Source organism: Streptomyces sp. NBC_00454, from assembly GCF_041434015.1.
GTDB lineage: Bacteria > Actinomycetota > Actinomycetes > Streptomycetales > Streptomycetaceae > Streptomyces.
Genome location: NZ_CP107907.1, coordinates 6,171,477 through 6,193,455, shown reverse-complemented (window position 1 = coordinate 6,193,455; position 21,979 = coordinate 6,171,477). Strand labels below are relative to the sequence as shown.

Sequence of the window (21,979 nt, the reverse complement as noted above, 5' to 3'; positions counted from 1 at the left end):
GCGCGGGCGCCGGGTCGGCGGCGGGGCGCACCGTCAGAAGTAGTGCTGCATGGAGTTCCGTTGCTCCGGGAGGATCCGGATCGGCATGGTCTCGTCGTGCCTCACCGTGCGGCCCCGGGTGAAGGGGTTCGCCAGGATCGGCTCCGCGAAGTCTCCGGGCGGGAACTCGGCGATGCCCTGCGCGAAGAGCGCGTTGACCGCGTCGTTGAAGCGGACCATCGAGTCGCCGTCACCGAGCAGGTAGCGCTTGAGGATCGAGCGGTGCTCGGCGAGCCGGTCCTCTCCGCCCGTGTCGGCGGCGGCCACGCACTGGGGCAGTTCATCGCAGGCCGGGCCGAGGATGTAGGCGGCCGAGGCCGCCGGGTTGAGCTGCTTGAAGAGCTCGGGGTCCATGTCGGAGGGGTTGCAGACCGCGTACGGCTTCTCGCTCTGCACGAAGTCGGAGACCACGCTGGAGATGTCGCTGATCATCAGGTCGGACTCGTTGTAGCAGCTGTACAGGGAGGGCAGCTGGCCGGTGACGACCTGGTGGCGTTCGCCCCGGGGCTCCCAGAAGGACTCGTGCCACTCGTCCTGGAGGGCGTTCCAGCTCTCCTTCGGCGGCCGGGCGAGCGCGGCGCGGTCCTTGTACCAGATGCCGTAGACGCCGACGACGGTCCAGGACTTGAGCTTGCCCATCCGGCCTTCGAGCTCGGAGAGCTTCTTGTCGCTCCGGGCCAGGGACTTGGCCGTGTTGACGCCGGCCAGCTTGTCGCGGCGGGCGTTGTCGGCTTCCAGCATCGCGATGATCTTGCGGTGGGCGTGGGTGGCCTCGGCGGAGCGCTTGCCCGTCAGCGGGTGCGGCTTGTAGATGACCCGGACCGGATCGGCCTGGTTCAGGAGCATCCGAATGATCTTCTGACCCATCAGGACGAGTGAGGTGTGGTACGGGTCGGCCGTCCAGCCCTCCCAGGTCGGGGCGTACATGACGGTGGTCATGCGCTCGCGCGGACGGCGGCCCACGGTTTCGACCGCGTGCAGCTGCGGGCGCCCCACGCGTACGAGGGCGGCGGAGGGGATGGTGCCGCGCAGTCGCTGGTAGCGGTCGTCACCGGCTTCGCCGGCGGTCCATATCTCGTCGTAGACCTTGCTGACCCGGTTGGAGCTGGCGAGCTTGTCGCTGTCGCCGTGCCCGATGAAGACGTGCTTGGCCTCGGCGATGCGGAGCATGTGCACGTTCTTGCCGGCGTTGGCGGGATAGAGGATGACGCGGGCCTCGGGAAGTTCGAGGAGGCTGAGGTCATCGGCCTTGGGTATGCAGACCACCGGCAGCGGGGTGTACGCGAGGAAGCGCAGCGTGGTGACCTCGCGGAGCACGATGATCGGGCGGCGGCCGAGTCGGGCGAGGGTGTCCAGCCACATGTTGACCTGGTACGCGGAGTCGCGCGCGCCGGCCGCGTAGCTGAAGTAGAGGACGACCTCGGGCCGGTACTTGGCCACCTGGTCGTTGAGGATCTTGAAGGTCCGCTCGTGGCTGGGCACCTTGCGGCAGGCGCTGACGGTGGGCAGCAGCATGAGCATGCCGACCACGGCCACGGTGACGGAGGCGGCTACGCCGAGCACGCCGAAACCGACGATCTGCGTGTGCTCGGCGACCAGCGCGCCGATGATGACGCCCGTGTCCAGGTACAGGAGCTTGCGCTCGTAGCCCTTGAAGGCACGCTCCGGGGGCGGTTCGGGCATGTTGAGCTTGCTCAGGTCCAGGTTGCGCACGCGCACCGGCAGCGCGCGGCGGCGCTTGATGAACATGCACAGGAACGTGTAGACGAGGCGCAGCGCATGGACGGCGACGAAACCGAGGAAGACGACGGCGAAGTCCTCGCCACCCGCTCCGGTGACGCCCCGCAGGACCACCAGGACGGCCAGTTCGCGCACGAGGACGCGAATGCTGAGGCCCCACTTGAGCTTGCCGAGGAACTTGATGAGGTCCGGCTCGCACTTGTGGAGGTAGATGTCCGAAAAGTAACTTACGACCAATGCCGCGGTGAAGACCCAGAAGACGCCGAGCACGGCCGCGATGAGCATGCCCAGATAGCTGCCCAACAGCAGGATGAGAACGAGTACGTTCCGGTCCTTGCTGATCTCCGCATGGCGAATCAGCGCGGCAATCACCCTTCGGCCTCTCCTCTTCGAAACTGAGGCCGATCCAACCATCGGGCCCGGACGTCGCATTGACGTTCGAGAATTCCCCGCGGTGACACCAAGCCCTCACCCGACATTTACCTGGAGTGAGGATCGTACCCCTCGGGCAGATCACAGATAAATAACGGATAAGGCCTTAAGGCAACCCTAAAGCCCTTCCGGATTCGGTCCATCTGCCCCAATTCCTAGGCGAGATCAAGCCAGGGCTCGAACTCCAACGCCTGCCCATTGGCCACCTGTCGCATCGTCACCAGGGATCCGCCCGGCCCCAATGTGACCACGATCACGGTCCCATCGTGCTTCCGAATGACCTCCGGAGGCATCAGGGTCCGCTGGTCGGTCGCGATCCACCACACCCCGCCGTCGAGACGGCCGTCCACATAGGTCCCGATCACGCAATGACCCTGCTCGTCCTCGGCCGCCAGCACCGTGCAGCTCCATCCACCGATGGCCACGCCCGCCGCACCGGCCGCCCGGCCGCGCACCGCCGGGGCGTTGAGGCTCAGCGGCCCGTAGGCACCGAGCGGCCACTGGCACAATTCGCCCGTCTCGGAGTACCGGTAGCGCAGGGCCCCGTCCTCCGGCACCGCGGCGAGACTGCCCGGGAGGGCGTGGACGTTCGGGCTCAGGTCCACCGCCCATTTACCGTCCGGCCCTCGATGCCAGCGGGCCGCGCCCGGCTGGTCGCGGTGGCGCGCGTAGAGCTCGACCTTTCCGTTCGGGCCCCGCAGCGCGACCATCTCGTCGGCGACCTTGGCGCCCCTGAGCAGCCCCCAGCCCGACCAGGTCCCGTCGGGCCGCCGGCGGCAGGCGTTCACGTTGTGCTTGTCGTTGCGGACGAAGACGTGCATCGTGCCGTCGGCGTCGTAGGCGGCCACGGGCGCCCCGATGAAGCGTCCGCGCAGCGGCTCGGCCCGGTGCGGGTTCGTCTGGGTGGACCAGGGGCCCGGGGGCCGGCCCGACTGGTACTGGATCGCGTGGACGATCTCGACGTTCCAGCCCCCCTCCGCCGCCGCGGTCCGGCGCAGGCCGATGAGGTTCGCGTAGCCGTCCGGGTCCTGCACGACCGTCAGAACGGGCAGCAGGCGCGGGACCTCCAGCAGCACCGGGCCCGACCAGCTCCCGTCCGCGCCTTCGGTCCACCGGGCCACCGCGCCCGGAACCGGCAGGTAGGCGGAGACCCGGCCGTCGGTACCGCAGACCGCCCAGGCGGCGGGCGCCGGATAGCGCGGGCGCGAGGCGGGCGCGGGCCACGCCCGCGGGTCCAGGACCCGGCAGTCGGTGAACACCGGACGTCCCGTCTCGGTCTGGTACGCCTCCACCGCGTCGAGCACCGCCATCGCCAGGCTGCTCTCCGCCTCGCCGCCCTCCTCGCGCAGGGCCAGCGGATCGCAGGTCAGCACCCGGTCCGGCGACGCGGCGCGCAACTCCCGCAGCAGGGCCCGGCCGAGGTCCTCCGCGGGAAGCGGCCGCGGGGCGCCGTCCACCGGGCAGCCGCGGCCCGCGGCCTCCTCGGCGGCCCGGTCGAACGCGGCCCGCTCCTGGACCGAACCGGCCTCCAGGCAGAGCACGGTGACCGGTCCGGGACCGGTCTCCTCGCCCAGGAGTACGGCGGCGGCGCCCGGCCCGGTGGCGGCCATGAGGATCCGGCCGGTCCCCGCCCGCGGCCCCGAGTCCCGCGTGAGCTGCGGATCCGCGCCGCGGCGGTCACCTCGTCGGCCACCGGCCAAGTACCCCATGGAAACCCGCTCCTCTTCGCTGCACTCCGCGCGCCCTCACACCGTATTCGCGAGCACGATAAGGGCACTCCCGTTCGACGTGCACGTTTGCCTATAGTGACCCCGGTATGCGTCACGCCGGCGACCCACCCTCCGGCTCCGGATCTGCCACACGCGCAACCGGCCGCCCACGCCTCCCCACAAGGACGGCGGTCACCACGTTACGACCGCCACCCACGGGACCAGAGGACACCTACGGCATGACTGAGCCAACGGACGCACCGCCGCTTCCCCGCAAGGCCACCCGCAGAGCCAGCCGTAAGAAGCGGGCGTTCATCGCCGTATCGGTGGCACTGCTCGCCTTCGTCCTCATAGTCGGCGGCGCCGGCTGGTGGGCGTACGGCCATCTCAACGACAACATCGACAGCGTCGACCTGAACCAGGCGATCGGCACCGACAACCGCCCGGCGAAGGTCGCCCCCAACGCGCAGAACATCCTGGTCCTCGGCTCGGACTCGCGCGCGGGGGCCAACGCCGAACTCGACCACGGCGATGTCACCGGGGCCCGCTCGGACACCGCGATGGTCGTGCACATCCCCGAGGGCCGCAAGAAGGCCACCGCGGTGAGCATCCCCCGCGACACCCTCGTCACCCGGCCCGAGTGCAAGGACGAGGACGGCAAGACGGTCAGGACCGCGAATCGGGTCATGTTCAACTCCGTCTACTCCATCGCGGGTCCGGCCTGCGTGGTCAAGACCGTCGAGCAGATGTCGGGCATCCGCGTCGACCACTTCGTCGAGGTGGACTTCGCCGGATTCAAGGAGCTGGTGGACGCCCTCGGCGGAGTGACGGTCACGCTCCAGAAGCCCATCAGCGGCGGTAAGGACGACCTGAACCTGGACGTCGGCCAGCACCGCCTGGGCGGCACGGACTCGCTCAAGTTCGTGCGCACGCGCTACGGTTACGGCGACGGCAGCGACCTCGGACGCATAGGGCTGCAGCAGCAGTTCATGATGGCGATGCTGGCCGAGATAAAGAAGCAGGACGCCTTCGGCAACCCGGCCCGGCTCTACAAGCTCGCCGACGCCGGCACCAAGTCGCTGACCACCGACTCCGAACTCGGCTCCCTCAAGGGCCTGGCCGACTTCGCCCAGAGCATGAAGGGCGTGGACCCGGACACCATGGAGACGATCATGATGCCGGTCGACTACGACAAGGTGGACCGCAACCGCGTCGTCGTCGCACAGCCGCAGGCGGACCAGTTGTGGGAGGCCCTGCGCAACGACCAGCCGATCCCGGCCGCGGCCAAGAAGTCCCCCGCCACCGGCGGCTGACCCGCCGGGCGGACACCCGCGCACATCGGTCCCGGAGCCTGCCCAGGCTCCGGGACCGCGCTGTTTCCGGGCTCTGTCAGGCCCCGTCGCCTCCGCCGAGCACCGCGCGCCAGTCCCCGCTCGCGTGCCACTGCCCCGGCGGGTACTCGAACTGGATCTCGCCCCGGAGTACGAAGCCGGCCGCGCGGCAGACCGCGGCGGAGGCCGGGTGGTCGACGGCGGGGAAGGCGTGCAGGTGACGGCGGGTGCCGTGGACTCCCGCGTGGGCGATGAGCGCACGGGCGGCCTCGGCCGCGAGCCCGCGCCCCTGGAACTCGGGGAGGATCCCCCAGCCGGCCTCGTAGACCTCCTCGTCCTGCCAGACCCGCTCCCAGAAGCCGACGCTGCCCACGCTCTCGCCGTCGGCGACGACCCGGAACATCCGTCCGGCCGCGGGCTCCCGGGCGCTCAGGGCCAGGTAACGCCGGTGTCGGTCCTCCAGCTTGGCCCGCGTCTCCGGCCCGCCGAGGTGCTCGGTCATGGCCGGCTCGTTCTTGCGGAGCAGCAGCCAGAAGTCGCCTTCTGACCAGGGCTCCAGCCCTACGGTGATCTCCATGCCCCCACCGTAGGAGATGCTCAGCGTCCCTCTCGCGCCGGGTTCGCGGTCATGCCCTCGCCCCGGCCCAGCCGGCTGTGCGACTTCCCGTAGAGGAAGTAGACGAAGAAGCCGATGACCATCCAGATGCCGAAGCGCAGCCAGGTCTCGGCGGGCAGGTTGAGCATCAGCCAGACCGACGCGGCGATCGACAGGACGGGCACGAGCGGTACCCACGGGGTACGGAAGGCCCGGTGCAGGTCCGGGCGGGTGCGGCGCAGGACCATCACGCCGAGAGCCACCACGACGAAGGCGAAGAGCGTGCCGATGTTCACCAGGGTGGCGAGCTCGTTGATGCTGGTGAATCCGGCGACGATCGCGATGATCACACCCAGCAGGATCGTCGGGCGGTAGGGCGTACGGAACTTCGGGTGGGTCCGGGAGAAGAACCGCGGCAGCAGTCCGTCACGGCTCATCGCGAAGAACACGCGGGTCTGGCCCAGCAGCAGGATCATGCACACGGTGGTCAGGCCCACGGCCGCGCCGAAGCTGATGATGCCTCCGTAGACCGGATGGCCGGCGGATTTGAAGGCGTCGGCCAGCGGGGCGCTGGTGGAGAGGTCCTTGTAGTTCTGCATGCCGGTCACCACGATCGAGACCGCCACGTAGAGCACGGTGCAGATGATCAGCGAGCCGATGATGCCGCGCGGCATGTCCTTCTGCGGCAGCTTGGTCTCCTCGGCGGCCGTGGCCACCACGTCGAAGCCGATGAAGGCGAAGAAGACCACGGAGGCGGCGGTGAAGATGCCCATGACGCCGAAGTTGGTGGGCTCGTAGCCGAAGATCAGCTGGACGAGGGGGGCGTCCAGTCCGGAGCCGCCCTCCTGGGGTTTGGCCGGCGGGATGAAAGGCGTGTAGTTGGACTTCGTGATGAAGAACAGGCCCGCGATGATCACGATGAGCACCACGGTGACCTTGATCGCGACGACGACCCCGGTGATCCGCGCGGAGAGCTTCACCCCGACGACCAGGATCGCGGTGAGGACCAGGACCAGGACGAAGGCGAGCAGGTCGAAGGTGCCGCCCTGCACGTCGGGCCCCTGGAGGGAGGCCGGCAGATGGATGCCGACGTTGTCCATGAGCGAGCGGACGTAGCCCGACCAGCCCACCGCGACGACCGCGGTGCCGAGCGCGAACTCCAGCACCAGGTCCCAGCCGATGATCCAGGCGGGCAGCTCACCGATCGAGGCGTACGAGAAGGTGTACGCGGATCCGGCCACCGGGACGGTCGAGGCGAACTCGGCGTAGCACAGGGCGGCGAGCGCGCACACGATTCCGGCGGCGACGAACGCCAGGGCGGTGGCGGGTCCGGCGGTCTCCTTGGCGACCTTGCCGGTGAGGACGAAGATGCCGGTGCCGATGATCACGCCGACGCCGAAGACGGTCAGGTCCCAGGCCGAGAGCGACTTCTTGAGCGCGTGTTCCGGCTCTTCGGTGTCGAGGATGGACTGCTCGACCGATTTCGTGCGGAAGGGGCTGTTCAGATTCCTGCTCACCGACGCACCTCCCAGGAGAGACCGCATCGAAACGAGACGGGCCGGAAGGCCCACCCTTCAAGGGTGACCCTTCCGGCCCGTGCCGTGCAACCGCAGATGATCAGCTGCCGGGCGGCCGCCGTCAGTCGACGGTGGCTGCCGTCTCGCTCTCGTAGCGCCCGTCCAGCTTGGCCACCAGGCCGGTGACCTGCCGCGCGATGTCGGGGGCGGTCAGACCGATCTCGGCCATGACCTCCTTGCGCGTGGCGTGGTCCAGGAACCGCTGCGGGATGCCGAAGTCGCGCAGCGGTACGTCCACGCCCGCGTCCCGCAGGGCCTGCGAGACGGCGGAGCCCACACCGCCGGCGCGGCTGTTGTCCTCGACGGTGACGACCACCCGGTGGCGGTCGGCCAGCGGGGCCAGGGCCTCGTCGACCGGCTTGACCCAGCGGGGGTCGACCACGGTCGTGGAGATCCCCTGCTTGTCGAGGAGGTCGGCGATCTCCAGGCACATCGGGGCGAGTGCGCCGACCGAGACGAGCAGTACGTCCGGACGGGTGACCTCGGGGCCCGGGACGCGCAGCAGGTCCATGCCGCCGATCTTGCCGACGGCCGGAACGGCCGGGCCGACGACGCCCTTGGAGAAGCGCACGACGGTCGGCGCGTCCTTGACCAGGACGGCCTCGTTCAGCTGGGCGCGCAGCTGCTCCGCGTCGCGCGGGGCGGCGAGGCGCAGGCCGGGGACGACCTGGAGGATGGACATGTCCCACATGCCGTTGTGGGAGGCGCCGTCGGTGCCGGTGACACCGGCCCGGTCCAGGACGAAGGTGACCCCGCACTTGTGCAGGGCCACGTCCATCAGGACCTGGTCGAAGGCGCGGTTGAGGAAGGTCGCGTACACCGCGAAGACCGGGTGGGCGCCGCCGGTGGCCAGGCCCGCCGCCGAGGTGGCGCCGTGCTGCTCGGCGATGCCGACGTCGAAGATCCGGTCCGGGTAGGCGTCGGCGAACTTCTTCAGGCCGACCGGCTGGAGCATGGCCGCGGTGATCGCGACGATGTCCTTGCGGTCCCGGCCGAGCTTGACCATCTCGTCGGCGAAGACGGAGGTCCAGCTGGCGGCGTCGGTGGTGACCGGCAGGCCGGTGTCCGGGTGGATCACGCCGACCGCGTGGAAGCGGTCCGCCTCGTCCTGGACGGCCGGCTCGTAGCCCCGGCCCTTCTGGGTGAGGCAGTGCACGATGACCGGTCCGCTGAAGCGCTTGGCGCGCTGCAGGGCGGATTCCAGGGCCTCGATGTCGTGGCCGTCGATGGGCCCGATGTACTTCAGGCCCAGGTCCTCGAACATGCCCTGCGGGGCGATGAAGTCCTTGAGGCCCTTCTTGGCGCCGTGCAGGGTCTCGTAGAGGGGCTTCCCGACGACCGGGGTGCGCTCCAGGATGTCCTTGCCGCGGGCCAGGAAGCGCTCGTAGCCGTCCGTGGTGCGCAGGGTGGCCAGGTGGTTGGCGAGGCCGCCGATGGTGGGGCCGTACGAGCGCTCGTTGTCGTTGACGACGATCACCAGGGGGCGGTCCTTGGCGGCGGCGATGTTGTTCAGCGCCTCCCAGGCCATACCGCCGGTGAGGGCCCCGTCGCCGATGACCGCGGCGACGTGGTGGTCCTCCTTGCCGAGCACCTCGTTGGCCTTGGCGATGCCGTCGGCCCAGCCCAGCACGGTGGAGGCGTGCGAGTTCTCGATCACGTCGTGCTCGGACTCGGCGCGCGAGGGGTAGCCGGAGAGGCCGCCCTTGGTGCGCAGGCCGGCGAAGTCCTGCCGGCCGGTGAGCAGCTTGTGGACGTAGGCCTGGTGGCCGGTGTCGAAGAGGACCTTGTCCTTGGGCGAGTCGAAGACCCGGTGCAGGGCGATCGTCAGCTCGACCACACCGAGGTTGGGGCCGAGGTGCCCGCCGGTCTTGGAGACGGCGTCGACGAGGAAGGACCTGATCTCGGCGGCGAGCTGGTCGAGCTCCTCCTGGCTGAGCCGGTCCAGATCGCGCGGTCCCTTGATGCGGGTCAGCAGCACCCGTGCCTCCTTGCAGTTGCTTGCTGGTCTGTCGAGTCTAATGTTCCGCTCGCGGCGGGCATCATCGGGCGGTCCCGGTCGGGTCACACCTTTGTCATACCTGTACACCCCGCCACGAAGTCACACCCACCAAACGGGGGCATACCCGTACAGATGTACGTACATACATACGCACAGGTGCCCGGCGCCACATGAAGTGGCACCGGGCACTGTGACGGTTCTTACCGCCGAGACGGCCGGGCGGTTCCCACCGCCCGGCCGGTCAGGCGCGTCCTGCCGTCTTCTGCGTCTTTCGGGTGACCGAGTCGATCACCACGGTGGCGAGCAGCACGGCGCCGGTGATCATGTACTGGATCGGCGTCGCGATTCCCTCCAGGGCCAGACCGTACTGGATGGACGTGATGACCATGACGCCGAGGAGCGCGTTCCAGGTCCGGCCGCGGCCGCCGAAGAGGCTGGTGCCGCCGATGACGGCCGCCGCGATGACGTTCATCAGGAGGTCGCCGGCGCCGGCGCTCTGGTTGGCCGCCGCGATCTTGGAGGCCCAGAAGAGGCCGCCGAGCGCCGCGAAGGTGCCGGCGATCGCGAAGACCGTGATCCGGACCCGGTTGACGTTGATGCCGGCGCGCCGGGAGGCCTCGACGCTGCCGCCGAGCGCGAAGACCTGGCGGCCGAAGGTGGTGCGCCGCAGGACGAAGTCCGTGGCGACCAGGGCCAGCAGGAAGAGCACCACCGCGAGCGGCAGGCCCTTGTACTGGTTGAACACGACCGCGGGGCCGAAGGTGAACACCGCGAGGAGCCCGGTGCGCAGCAGGATCTCGCCGAGCGGACGGGAGGGGACCCCGGCGGCCTCGCGGCGGCGGGCGTCGAAGAACGTGGCGAGGAAGTACCCGGCCACGGCGAGGGCGGCGAGCCCGTAGCCGACGGCCACGTCCGAGAAGAAGTACGTGGTCAGCTTGCCGACCACGCCCTCGGAGTCGATGTTGACCGTGCCGTTGCTGCCGAGGATCTGCAGCATCGCGCCGGACCAGAACAGCAGGCCCGAAAGGGTGACGGCGAAGGCCGGGGCGCCGATCTTGGCGAAGAAGAAGCCGTGGAGGGAGCCGATCAGGGCGCCTCCGGCGACGGCCGCGCCGATGGCGAGCCATTCGTTGACCCCGTGGGTGACGGCGAGGACCGCGACTATCGCGCCGGAGACCCCGCTGACGGAACCGACCGAGAGGTCGATCTCGCCGAGCAGCAGCACGAAGATGATGCCGACGGCCATCATTCCGGTGGCCGTCATCGTGATCGCGATGTTGGTGAGGTTCTCGGGGCCGAGGAAGTTCGAGTTCAGGCTCTGGAAGATGCTCCAGATGATGATCAGGCCGAGGACGACGGGCACGGAGCCCAGGTCGCCGGACTTGAGCTTGCGGCCGAACTCGTTCAGGTACCCGGAGAAGCCCTGCTCGCGTACGAGGAGGCGGGGGTCCACGGCCGGGATGGCGTCGTGCGCGGCGGCCGGGTTCACCGGGTCGATGTGCTGTGCCTGGCCTGCCGGGCCCTTGCCCAGTGGACCGGCGGCATGCTTGTGGGTGCTCACTTGCGGGCCTCCCCGGTGCGGGCCGCCCGGCGGGTCACGGCGTTGTCCGTGGCCCCGGTGATGGCGGAGATGATCTCTTCCTGCGACGTGTCCTTCACGGAGAAGACTCCGTTGTTGCGGCCCAGCCGCAGTACCGCCACCTTGTCGGCGACGGCCTTCACATCGGCCATGTTGTGGCTGATGAGGATGACGGCGTGGCCGCGCTCGCGCAGCCGCTCCACCAGGTCGAGGACCTGTGCGGTCTGCTCGACGCCGAGGGCCGCGGTGGGCTCGTCGAGGATGACGAGCTGGGGCTCGCCCAGCATGGAGCGGGCGATCGCCACGGTCTGGCGCTGGCCGCCGGAGAGCGAGGCGATGGGGATGCGGACACTGGGGATCCGGATCGACAGGGTGGTCAGGAGCTCGCGGGCGCGCCGCTCCATCTCCACCTCGTCGAGGATGCCGCGCCTCTTGAGCTCGCGGCCGAGGAAGAGGTTGCCGACGACATCGATGTTGTCGCACAGCGCGAGGTCCTGGTAGACCGTCGCGATGCCCAGGTTCTGGGCGTCGTGGGGCTTGGTGATCGAAACCGGGCGGCCCTCCCACTCGATGACTCCGTCATCGATGGGGTGCACGCCGGCGATCGTCTTGACCAGCGTGGACTTACCGGCGCCGTTGTCGCCGACGAGGGCGACCACCTCGCCGGAGTGGATCTCGAGTTCTACGTCGGTGAGGGCCTGAACGGCGCCGAACCGCTTCGAGACCCCTCGCAACGCCAGTACGGGCGCAGCGGACACATGAACCATCTCCTTGCCGCCTGACCGGCGGGGATGTCGTGCAAAAGAGCAGGACCACGGGGGTATTTGGGGAAAACCATGGGGACCATGGGGAGGAGAAACGATTCTGTCCGGCGCCCCGCCAGTGGCGGGATGGAGGCGGGAACGCCGGACAGGAATGGGGGGCCGGCTCGGACGACGCCGAGCGGCGGGGCCTTACTTCAGGCCGAGGGTGGCGCAGGCGGCCGCGTACTTGTCGGTGCAGATCTCGTCGGCCGTGTAGACGTTGTCACGGATGACGGTGTCCTTCACGTTCGCCTTGGTCAGCGAGACGACCGGGATCAGCAGGGACGGAACGCCCTTGGTGGTGGGGCTGTCGACCTTGGCGGTGGCCGTGGTGGCGATCGAGTCGCCCTTGGCGAGGGCGACGGCCATCTTCGCGGCGGCCTCGGCCTCGGGGGCGTACGGCTTGTAGACGCTCATGAACTGCTCGCCCGCCACGATCCGCTGCACACCGGCGAGTTCGGCGTCCTGGCCGGTGACCGGGGGCAGGGGGGAGACGCCGGCCGCCTTGAGGGCGGTGATGATGCCGCCGGCCATGCCGTCGTTGGCGGAGTAGACGCCGACGACCTTGTCCTTGCCGAGCGCGGTGAGCGCGGCCGCCATGTTGGTGTTGGCGTTCTCCGGCTTCCACTCGACGGTGTCGTACTCCTTGCCGATGTTCACCTTGCCGTCGAGGACGGAGTGCGCGCCCTTCTTGAACAGCGCGGCGTTCGGGTCGGTGACGGAGCCGTTCATCATGACGATCTGGCCGTCCTTGGCCTTGTCGCCCAGGGCCTCCAGGAGCGCCTTGCCCTGCACCTTGCCGACCTCTTCGTTGTCGAAGGAGGTGTAGGCGTCGATCGGGCCCTCGGCCAGTCGGTCGTAGGCGACGACGGGGATGCCCGCTTCCTTCGCCTTCTTGACCGAGCCCGCGATGGCCTTGGAGTCCACCGCGTCGATGATCAGCACGTTCACCTTGTTGGTGATCATCGTGTCGATCTGGGAGTTCTGCGTGGTCGCGTCCTGCTTGGCGTTGGCGTAGACGACCTCGCCCTTGCCCGCGGTGAGGTCCTTGACCGCCTTCTCGATGAGCGGCTTGTCGAACTTCTCGTAACGCGCGGTCTGGTTCTCCGGCAGGAGCAGACCGACCTTGATCGCGTTGCCCTTGACGGTGTTGGTGGCGTCCGCCTTGTTGCCGGACTCCTTCGCACTGCCGCAAGCGGCGAGCGAGACGGCCATGGCGCTGGCGGCGACGGCTACGGCGGCTCTGCGCATACGCGTGTTCATTACTTGAACCTCCCTGACGAGGCCGCAACACTGCGGCCGAGGTGGATGTGAGTCAACCCCGGCCGCAAGTTTGCCGTCAAGGAGTGAATCCTTAACGAGATGACAACGGTGCCATCCGTTATCTAACTGAAGACAAGACGGCTGGTGCTCGCACTCCACTACTATTTTCCGCCAAAAGCGTCGAATCGCCCATCTCGCTCAGCACGAGGGCCAGGGCCCCCAGCACCTCGGCGCGCCCGCCCAGCGACCCTGTGAGCACGGACAATTGCCTCGCCGCGCTCGGGATCGCGTACCTTCCGACCGATTCGCGGATGGGGGCCAGCACCAGCTCCCCGGCGTCCGCGAGCGAGCCGCCCAGGACCACCCGGCTCGGGTTCAGGAGGTTGCACAGACTGGCCACGCCACTGCCGATGTGGCGGCCGACGTCGGTGATGACCCGACGGCAGCCCGGGTCCCCGCCCCGGGCCAGCTCGACCACCCGCTCCATCGTCAACTCCGGTCCGTGGCTGCTCTGCAGGAGCGGCAGCACGTACCGGGCGGCGGCGAAGGTCTCCAGGCATCCGCGGTTGCCGCAGCGGCAGACAGGGCCCGATTCGTCCAGCGTGATGTGCCCGATCTCGCCGGCCGTGCCACCGGGTCCGCGGTAGATCTGACCGTTGATCACCAGCCCGGCGCCGACCCCGCTGGCGACCTTGATGTACGCCAGGTCCTTCACTCCCCGGCCGCTCCCCCAAACGAGTTCACCGAGCGCTCCGAGGTTCGCGTCGTTGTCCACGTACACGGGTACGCCGAGGCGCTGCGAGAGCTCCTGGCGGGGGTTGATCCCGGCCCAGCCCGGCAGGATCGCGGTGGAGCCGAGGGTTCCGGATTCCACGTCGATGGGGCCCGGGACGCCGAGCCCGACGCCGATGACCTTGTCCCGGCCGACCCCGATCCCCGCGATGAGCCGTCCGACCAGGGCTTCCGCCCGGTCGAAGCCCTCCACCCAGGAGGCGTCCACGTCCAGCGGCTCGGATTCCTCGGCCAGTACCTGGTGGGCGAGGTTGCCCACGGCCACCCGCAGATGGGTGTGGCCGAAGTCGACCCCGATCACGATGCCGGCGTCACCGCTGAGCGAGACGCTGCGCGCCCGCCGGCCGCCCGCCGAGGTGTCCGTGACCTCTACGGTCCCGGCCTCCTTGAGCTCGCGCACGATGTTGGAGACCGTGGCCGCCGACAGTCCGGTGGTCCGGGCGATCTCCGCCTGGGTCAGCGAACCCGCGAGCCGCACCGCCCGTACGACGCGCTCCAGATTCGCGCGATGCAGTGAAGACTGCGATCCGGGAGTCTGCACGACTCATCCACTCCTGCCCATAAGCAACGGCAAGCCGTCGCCCCCCGGCCGGCGCCTTCAGGCTGTGTGCCCCGAGACCCCGGCGTCTCTCCAACTTGTGAACCTTAAGTCGAGCCTTTGGCCCTCGCGACGTCAAGAGGCCGACGCAGCACGAATCGGCCACTACCGGTCATAAGTACGAGAGAAATATCCATAGGCATCGTGTTACGGTCGCTGAGGCGCCGATCTTCTACGGCCTTTCCGGCCGGATCGGGCGCCCTCTGTCATGACAGCGCTACGCAAGGAGGTGTTCGGGATGAGTCCCGATCGAAGTCCTTGCAGCGCTCTCTTCAGCTGATCCCGAGGCGTCCAGACCCGTTCTGCCCTCCTGACCTGCTGATCTCTCTTCGAGCGTGCACGGCCGCGGCCCTTCGCCGTCCCCGTGTGTCTCTGCATTCATCTTCGTAACCCGCAGCCCCTTCCGCATGCCGGCCATCGGTCCGGCGTGCGTCATCCATGCCCATCGGCGTGCCCCGAGGCCGTACGTGCCCTGCCGCGCCGACCCATGATCACTCCACGTGACCGGGCGGCTTCGCGCTGCCCGGACACCGTGGAGGGAGGATTCGCCATGACCATGCTCACCCCCCGTACCCCCACGAAGCTCGCACCCCCGGGCAAGGCCCGCCGCGAGCGCAAGGCCGCCGAGCTGGAGGCCCGCACCCGGACCGTCGGCGAACGACTCGTCGAGGCCAGCGCCCGACCGGGCGTCCAGGTCCTGCAGGAAGTCGACGCTTCCGCGGCCGGCCTCACCCACTCCGAGGCCGCGCTGCGCCTGGAGCGCCACGGCGCCAACGTCGTCGCCCAGGAGCGCACGCCCCTGTGGTTCGTCCAGCTCGCGAAGGCGTACTGGAATCCCTTCATCGGTGTCCTGGTCTTCCTGGCCGCCGTCATGTACTGGCAGGAACCGGGCGACCCGGGCGTGATCATCCTCTCGGTGATGGTCGGGATCAGCGGTCTGCTGCGCTTCTGGCAGGAATACCGCTCGGGCCGCGCCGCCGACGCTCTCAAGCAGCTCGTCACCACCACCTGCGCGGTGCAGCGCCGGGCCGGCAGCGGCTCGGGCCCCACCACCTTCGAGATCCCGATGGACCAGGTGGTCCCCGGTGACATGGTCAAGCTGGCCGCCGGCGACCTGATCCCGGCCGACCTGCGGCTCATCACCTCCAAGGACCTCATGGTCAGCCAGGCCTCGCTGTCCGGCGAGTCCCTGCCGGTGGCCAAGGCCGACACCCGTGCGGAGGACCTCGGTCAGCACGGGACCACCGACCCGGTCGAGGCCGACAACATCTGCCTGATGGGCACTTCGGTGACCTCCGGCACCGCCACCGGAGTCGTCGTCGCCACCGGCGCCGACACCTACTTCGGCTCGATGGCCGGCTCCCTGGTCGGCGAGCGCCCCGAGACCAACTTCGACACCGGCGTGCGCCGGGTCAGCTTCCTGCTGATCCGCTTCATGCTGGTGATGGTCCCCGTCGTCTTCATGATCAACGGCTTCACCAAGGGCGACTGGGAGGCCGCCTTCCTCCTCGGCATCGCCGTTGCGGTCGGCCTGACGCCCGAGATGCTGCCGATGGTGGTCTCGGCCAACCTGGCCCGCGGCGCCGTGGCGATGTCCAAGCGCAAGGTGGTCGTCAAGCGGCTCAACGCGATCCAGAACCTGGGCGCCATGGACGTGCTGTGCACGGACAAGACCGGAACCCTCACCGAGGACCGGATCGTCCTGGACCGCTACCTGGACGTGCACGGCGAGGACGACAACGAGGTCCTGGAGTACGGCTACCTCAACTCGCACTTCCAGACCGGTCTGAAGAACCTGATGGACCAGGCGGTCATCGACCGCGTGGGCGAGGCCGAGGAGGTTGTCGTCGACGCACGGTTCTCGATGGTCGACGAGATCCCCTTCGACTTCGCCCGGCGCCGGATGTCCGTGGTCCTCAACCGCAACAGCATCGTGGGAGGGGCCGGCCGCCCCGAGCACGTCATGATCACCAAGGGTGCCGTCGAGGAAGTCCTCGCCCTGTGCACCCACATGACCGACCGCGGTCGCAAGGTCGAGCTGACCGAACAGCTGCGGTGGCACGCCACCCGCATCGCCGAGGACAACAACCGCAAGGGCCTGCGCGTCCTGGCCGTCGCCACCCGCACGATGAGCAGCCCGCGCGACACCTACACGGTCGCCGACGAGGACCAGCTGACCCTGGTCGGCTTCCTCGCCTTCCTCGACCCGCCGAAGGCCGACGCCGCCCGGGCCCTGCAGGGCCTGGCCGACAAGGGCATCGCGGTCAAGGTGGTCACCGGCGACAACGAGCTCGTCGCCGCCCGGGTCTGCGCCGACGTGGGCCTGACCGTCGGCCACGTGGTCAGCGGCGCCGAGATCGACACCCTCGACGACGCGCAGCTGCGCGCGCTGGCCGCCCGTACGACGGTCTTCGCCAAGGTCAACCCGGTCCAGAAGGCCCGGATCGTGCGGGCCCTGCAGGCAGACGGCCACACGGTCGGCTTCCTCGGGGACGGCATCAACGACGCGGCGGCCCTGCGCGACGCGGACGTCGGCATCTCCGTGGACACCGCCGTGGACATCGCCAAGGAATCGGCCGACATCATCCTGCTGGAGAAGGACCTGACCGTCCTGGAGCAGGGCGTGATCCAGGGCCGGACCACCTTCGGCAACACGATCAAGTACATCAAGATGACGGCCAGTTCCAACTTCGGCAACGTCTTCTCCGTACTGGTCGCGAGCGCCTTCATCCCGTTCCAGCCGATGCTGGCGATCATGCTGCTGGTCCAGAACCTGGTCTACGACATCGCCCAGCTGGCCACGCCCTGGGACCGGATGGACGAGGAGTACCTGCGCAAGCCCCGCAACTGGGACGCCAAGGGCATCGGCCGCTTCATGCTCTGCATCGGCCCGATCAGCTCGATCTTCGACATCGCGATGTTCGTCATCATGTGGAACGTGTTCGCGGCCAACAGCGAGGCGAGCCAGGCGCTGTTCCAGTCCGGCTGGTTCATCGAGGGCCTGCTCTCGCAGACCCTGATCGTCCACATGATCCGTACCCGCAAGATCCCCTTCATCCAGTCCCGCGCCTCCTGGCCGGTGATGGTGATGACCGTCCTCGCGGTGCTGACCGGGCTCTACCTGCCCTTCTCGCCGCTGGCCGAATCGCTGGGCTTCGTGGCCCTGCCGGCGAGCTACTTCCCGTGGCTGATCGGCGTACTGCTGGCGTACTGCACGCTCACGCAGCTGCTGAAGACCGTGTACATCAAGAAGTTCGGCACCTGGCTCTAGGAGAGCCCGCACAGAAGAAGGGAGAGGGCCGATGATGCTCACCGAATGGGAGATGGCCGGGCACCTGGCCGCAGCGCTCGGATTCGGGGCGGCCATCGGCCTGGAACGGCAGTGGCGGGCCCGGATGGCGGGTCTGCGGACCAACGCCCTGGTGGCGGGCGGGGCGGCGCTCTTCGTGCTGCTCTCGCAGTACGGATTCATGAGCGAGGTCTCGGAGGTCCAGTACGACGGCTCGCGGGTCGCCGCCCAGATCGTCTCGGGGATCGGCTTCCTCGGCGCCGGCGTGATCATGCGCGACGGGCTCAGCGTCCGGGGCCTGAACACGGCCGCCACCCTGTGGTGTTCGGCGGCGGTCGGCTGCCTCGCCGGCACCGGGATGTTCGTCCTGGCGGCCTTCGGCACGGCGGGCGTGGTGGGGGCCAACCTCCTGCTGCGCCCGCTGGGCCGGCGGATGGACCGCGACCCGAGCGGCGGGGCCGAGGTGGCCACCGACTTCCACTTCGAGGCGGTGTGCCTGGAGGCGGAGGAGGCCCACATCCGCCACCGGCTGGTCGACGCGCTCGGCCGGCCGGGCTACCAGCTGCGCTCGATCCGCAGCCAGGACGGCCCGGAGGCCGGCCTGGTGACGGTGTCCGCGCTGCTGACCGCCGAGGGCGAGGGGGGCCGGATGCTCGAGGAAGCCGTCAGCAACCTCTCTCTCGACCCCTCCGTCTCGGCGGTCAGCTGGTCGGTCGTGCCCGACCCGTCGGCCTCGGCCTGACGCTACTTGAGCGTGGCCGAGGTCAGGCCGGCCTGGATCTGCCGCTGGAAGGACAGGTAGACCACCAGCATCGGGATCATCGCGATGGTCACACCGGCGAACAGCACCGGCAGGTCCGTCTCGTAGCCCATCTGGTACTGCAACTGGATCAGGCCCTGGGTGAGCATGTAGCGCTCGGGGTCCGATCCGGTCTGCGGCTGCATCAGCACGGACGGCAGGATGTACTGGTTCCACTGCCCCAGGACATTGAATATCCCGACGCTGATCAGGCCGGGCTTGGCCATCGGCATCATCACCTGGAAGAAGATCCGGGTGTGCGAGGCCCCGTCGATCACCGCTGCCTCGTGCACGGCCGTCGGCAGTGTCCGGAAGAAGGAGTGCATGAAGAAGACGGTGAACGGCATCGAGTACGCCACGTAGACCAGGATCAGACCTTGGTACGTGTTGAGCATGTCCAGCCGCTTCACCATGAAGAACAGCGGGACGAGCGCCAGGAAGACCGGGAACATGGCCCCGCTGACGAAGAAGTAGTAGATCGGACGGTTGCCCCGGAAGGGGTAACGGGCCAGGACGTACGCGGCCATCGAGCCGAGCAGCATCGTCAGCGGAACCGAGAACACCATCACGATCAGCGTGTTGGCGAAGTAGCTGCCGATCCCCTTGTTCCAGGCGCGGGGGAAGGCGTCGAAGTGCCAGTTGGCCGGCCAGCTCAGGGCCGATTCGCCGATCTGCACGTCGGTCTTGAACGAACCGAGCACCAGCCAGATGAGCGGGAGGATGATCAATATCCCCCACACGGCGAGGAAGCCGTGCGAGAAGACGTTGAGGACCATCCCGTCGGAACCGCTCTTCTTGCGGCCGCGGGGCTGCCCGGAGGCGGCGGAGCGCTTCTCGGCGGCCGCCTCGCCCGGTGCTTTGATCACAGTGGTCATCGTGGTCTCCCGCTAGAACTCGACGTGCTCGCGGCGAGTGGCCCGCAGCGTGATGGCGGAGAGGATCAGGGTGAGGACGAGCATGACGACCCCCATGGCGCAGGCGTAACCGGCCTTGCCGAAGTAGAGGAAGTTACGCATCAGCACCGTCGCCATGACCTCGCTGTGGTGGTCCGGTCCGCCGCCGAACTGGCCCGAGGTCATGGTCGACACGAGGACGAACATGTCCATCGCGGCGATGCCCAGATAGACCGCGGAAGTCTGCACAGAATCCCACAGCAGGGGCAGCGTGACCTTGAAGAAGGTCTGGGCGCGCCCCGCGCCGTCGAGCAGCGCGGCCTCGTAGATGTCCTTCGGTACCGACTGCATGGCGGCCGAGAAGAGGACGAGGTAGAAGCCGACCCCGTGCCAGACGACTACGAGCAGCAGGCACCAGAGGACGAAATTGGGCTGGTTGAGCCACTCGATGGGGTGAGCCGGGTCGACCAGGCCCAGTTTGCTGAGGAATCCATTCAGCAGCCCTCCCTCGTCACTGCGGTACACGGCTCCGAAGAGCACCGCCAGGATCGCGAGGGAGAGGACCTGCGGGAAGAAGTAGATCACCTTGTAGAGGGCGGAACCCGCCACCCCCTGGACCCCGCCGGCTCCGCTGCGCCCGCCGGCGTTCAGCATGAAGGCGAAGAACAGGGAGATCAGGATGGTGACCGTGGGGACGAACACCAGGAGCAGCAGGTTGTGCAGCAGCGCGCCGCGGAAGACCTCGTCCTTCAGCAGGGCCGAGTAGTTGTCCAGCCCGACGAAGTCGAAAGTCGGTGACTGACCCGTCCAGTTGGTGAAGGAATAGCCGAACGTCTGAATGTACGGCCAGATGACAAAGGTCAGGTACAACGCGAGGGGCAGGATGAGGAAGCCGGCGATGAAGCCGCCCCGCCCCTTGCTGTTTGCTACGTGGCTCATGGTGTCCGTCCCTGGTGGTTCCGGGTGACCGGTGGACGCGGGTGTCAGCTGCGCTTGTTGTTCTTGGCGTTCGGGTCCTTGGTGGCCTTGTCTACCGCAGCCTGGGCCCGCTTGATCCATTCCTTGGGCTGGATGCGCTTGGCCATCAGCTCATTGGACGCGTTCTCGATCTCCGTGCCCATCTCGCTGTACCAGTCCGCGTAGCGGTAGTTGAAGGTATTGTCCCCGGCCGCCTTGAGTGCGGCGACGGCCGACTGGGTACCCGGGCGGAGCTTGACCGACGGGTCCACGCCGTCCTTGAGGACGGTGAGGGAGTTGGCCTGCTGGGCGAAGAGGGTCGACCACTCGCGCGACAGCATCGAGCGGAGGAACTCCAGGCCGCCGGCCTTGTTCGCGGCCTTCTCCGGGACGATGAAGGGCTCGCCGGCGCCGGCGCGGATGGCCTCGAAGGGCAGCTTGGACCCGGGCAGCACCGGCATCGGCAGGAACTGCATGTCGAAGTCTTCCGGGGTCTGCTTGAGCTGCTCGTTCTCCAGCCAGGAGCCCGAGGTGATGAAGGCGGCCTTGTACTGGTTCCACTGGGTCTGGGACTCGGTGTGCGTCAGGCCGTTGGTGCCCGGCATCAGCAGGTCCTTCTCGACGATGTCGTAGATCGCCTCGACGGCCTCCAGCGCCACCGGGTTGTCCGCGAAGGCGTTCGGCTCCAGGTTGTCGATCGCCTTCATGGCATCCAGGCCGCCCTTCTTGGCGATCAGGTCCATGATGGCGACGTTGATGTAGTACGGGTACTTGCCCTGGTGGGCCAGGCCGCCGATGCCGGCTTCCTTGGCCTTCTTGCAGATCTCCACGAACTCGGGCCAGGTCTTCGGCGGGGTCCAGCCCTTCTCCTTGAAGAGCTTGCCCGAGTACCACAGGCCCCAGACGGTGTAGACGTACTGCAGGGCGACGAACTTGCCGCCGATCATGCCGCCTTCGATGGCCGCGGGGATCAGGGTGTCGCGGACCTTCTTGCTCGGGTCGTCGAGCGAGGGGGCGTCGAGCACCGCGGTGAGGTCCGCGGCCTGGCCGCCCTTGACGAGCACGTCCAGCTTGATCTGCTGGGCGCCCGAGTCGTCGACGACGTCCGGCGGGTTGCCGCCGTTGAAGCGCGGCTGCAGCTTGGAGGTGATCTCCTGGGTGGAGAGGTGGGAGGAAGTGGTGCCCCACTTCTTGTCGAACGCCGCCTCCCAGGCCTTGGCGTAGTCGTCGCCGTAACCGCCCTTGAAGACGACCACGTCGAGCTTGCTGCCCTTGGCGACGCCGAACGGGTTCTCCTTGGTGACCGCGACCTTGGACTCGTTGCCCTTGGTGGTGTCGTCGGAGCCCGAAGCGCAGGCGGACAGGAAGCTCATCGTCGGTACGGCGATCAGTCCGAGTGCCGCGGAGCGCTTGATCAGGTCCCGGCGGCCGAGGCCCTCACCGTTGCTGTTCTCGCCGTGGGCGGAGGTGGATCCCATGCTCAAGTCCTCGCCTTCGTCAGGAGTGTGAAGGAGGAAGGAAAGTACGGCTGTTGCCGCGCATGCGGACATAACCGCAGGTCCCCGCCATCCCCCCGTCCGGGGC

The 21,979-nt window shown here is 68.4% G+C and carries 15 protein-coding genes; 3 read left to right on the top strand and 12 right to left on the bottom strand.

What is annotated here, in order from left to right:
* Positions 1-33: 33 nt before the first annotated feature.
* Positions 34-2,151: a hypothetical protein gene (locus tag OHU74_RS28415; RefSeq protein WP_371618494.1), complete on the bottom strand. Its 2,118-nt coding sequence runs from the start codon at positions 2,149-2,151 to the stop codon at positions 34-36.
* Between the two features lie 215 nt (positions 2,152-2,366).
* Positions 2,367-3,920 (bottom strand): hypothetical protein, encoded by a 1,554-nt coding sequence (locus tag OHU74_RS28410; RefSeq protein WP_371618493.1) that lies wholly within the window; start codon positions 3,918-3,920, stop codon positions 2,367-2,369.
* A gap of 239 nt (positions 3,921-4,159) precedes the next feature.
* Between OHU74_RS28410 and OHU74_RS28405 the strand changes: the two genes are divergently transcribed.
* Positions 4,160-5,233, top strand: coding sequence for an LCP family protein (locus OHU74_RS28405; RefSeq protein ID WP_371618492.1), 1,074 nt, complete (start codon positions 4,160-4,162; stop codon positions 5,231-5,233).
* 76 nt (positions 5,234-5,309) lie between these two features.
* Here OHU74_RS28405 and OHU74_RS28400 read toward each other — a convergent pair whose 3' ends face one another.
* From OHU74_RS28400 to OHU74_RS28370, 7 genes are all read right to left on the bottom strand, one after another.
* Positions 5,310-5,828, bottom strand: a complete 519-nt coding sequence (locus tag OHU74_RS28400; RefSeq protein ID WP_371618491.1) for a GNAT family N-acetyltransferase — start codon at positions 5,826-5,828, stop codon at positions 5,310-5,312.
* 20 nt (positions 5,829-5,848) lie between these two features.
* Positions 5,849-7,363, bottom strand: a complete 1,515-nt coding sequence (locus tag OHU74_RS28395; RefSeq protein WP_371618490.1) for an amino acid permease — start codon at positions 7,361-7,363, stop codon at positions 5,849-5,851.
* 121 nt (positions 7,364-7,484) lie between these two features.
* Positions 7,485-9,401, bottom strand: coding sequence for a 1-deoxy-D-xylulose-5-phosphate synthase (dxs, locus tag OHU74_RS28390; RefSeq protein ID WP_330299155.1), 1,917 nt, complete (start codon positions 9,399-9,401; stop codon positions 7,485-7,487).
* A 262-nt stretch (positions 9,402-9,663) separates the two neighbouring features.
* The gene (locus tag OHU74_RS28385) at positions 9,664-10,953 is read right to left on the bottom strand and encodes a sugar ABC transporter permease (RefSeq protein ID WP_371619833.1); all 1,290 of its coding nucleotides are present in this window, start codon (positions 10,951-10,953) and stop codon (positions 9,664-9,666) included.
* 26 nt (positions 10,954-10,979) lie between these two features.
* The gene (locus OHU74_RS28380) at positions 10,980-11,768 is read right to left on the bottom strand and encodes an ATP-binding cassette domain-containing protein (RefSeq protein WP_112447331.1); all 789 of its coding nucleotides are present in this window, start codon (positions 11,766-11,768) and stop codon (positions 10,980-10,982) included.
* Between the two features lie 186 nt (positions 11,769-11,954).
* A complete protein-coding gene (locus OHU74_RS28375; RefSeq protein WP_371618489.1) occupies positions 11,955-13,067 on the bottom strand; it encodes a sugar ABC transporter substrate-binding protein in 1,113 nt (370 codons plus the stop codon).
* A gap of 118 nt (positions 13,068-13,185) precedes the next feature.
* Complete coding sequence (locus OHU74_RS28370) at positions 13,186-14,400, bottom strand: ROK family protein (protein WP_371618488.1); 1,215 nt, start codon at positions 14,398-14,400, stop codon at positions 13,186-13,188.
* Positions 14,401-15,007: 607 nt separating this feature from the next.
* On the opposite strand from OHU74_RS28370, the gene mgtA reads away from it, so the two are divergent.
* Positions 15,008-17,728 (top strand): magnesium-translocating P-type ATPase, encoded by a 2,721-nt coding sequence (gene mgtA, locus OHU74_RS28365; protein ID WP_371618487.1) that lies wholly within the window; start codon positions 15,008-15,010, stop codon positions 17,726-17,728.
* Positions 17,729-17,759: 31 nt separating this feature from the next.
* Complete coding sequence (locus tag OHU74_RS28360) at positions 17,760-18,488, top strand: MgtC/SapB family protein (RefSeq protein ID WP_371618486.1); 729 nt, start codon at positions 17,760-17,762, stop codon at positions 18,486-18,488.
* Between the two features lie 2 nt (positions 18,489-18,490).
* On the opposite strand, the gene OHU74_RS28355 is transcribed toward OHU74_RS28360, so the two are convergent.
* The 3 genes from OHU74_RS28355 to ngcE are packed head-to-tail and all read right to left on the bottom strand — an operon-like array spanning position 18,491 to position 21,873.
* Complete coding sequence (locus tag OHU74_RS28355) at positions 18,491-19,420, bottom strand: carbohydrate ABC transporter permease (protein ID WP_330299151.1); 930 nt, start codon at positions 19,418-19,420, stop codon at positions 18,491-18,493.
* A gap of 12 nt (positions 19,421-19,432) precedes the next feature.
* Positions 19,433-20,377: a carbohydrate ABC transporter permease gene (locus tag OHU74_RS28350; RefSeq protein ID WP_371618485.1), complete on the bottom strand. Its 945-nt coding sequence runs from the start codon at positions 20,375-20,377 to the stop codon at positions 19,433-19,435.
* A gap of 44 nt (positions 20,378-20,421) precedes the next feature.
* A complete protein-coding gene (ngcE, locus tag OHU74_RS28345; RefSeq protein WP_371618484.1) occupies positions 20,422-21,873 on the bottom strand; it encodes an N-acetylglucosamine/diacetylchitobiose ABC transporter substrate-binding protein in 1,452 nt (483 codons plus the stop codon).
* Positions 21,874-21,979: the final 106 nt, after the last annotated feature.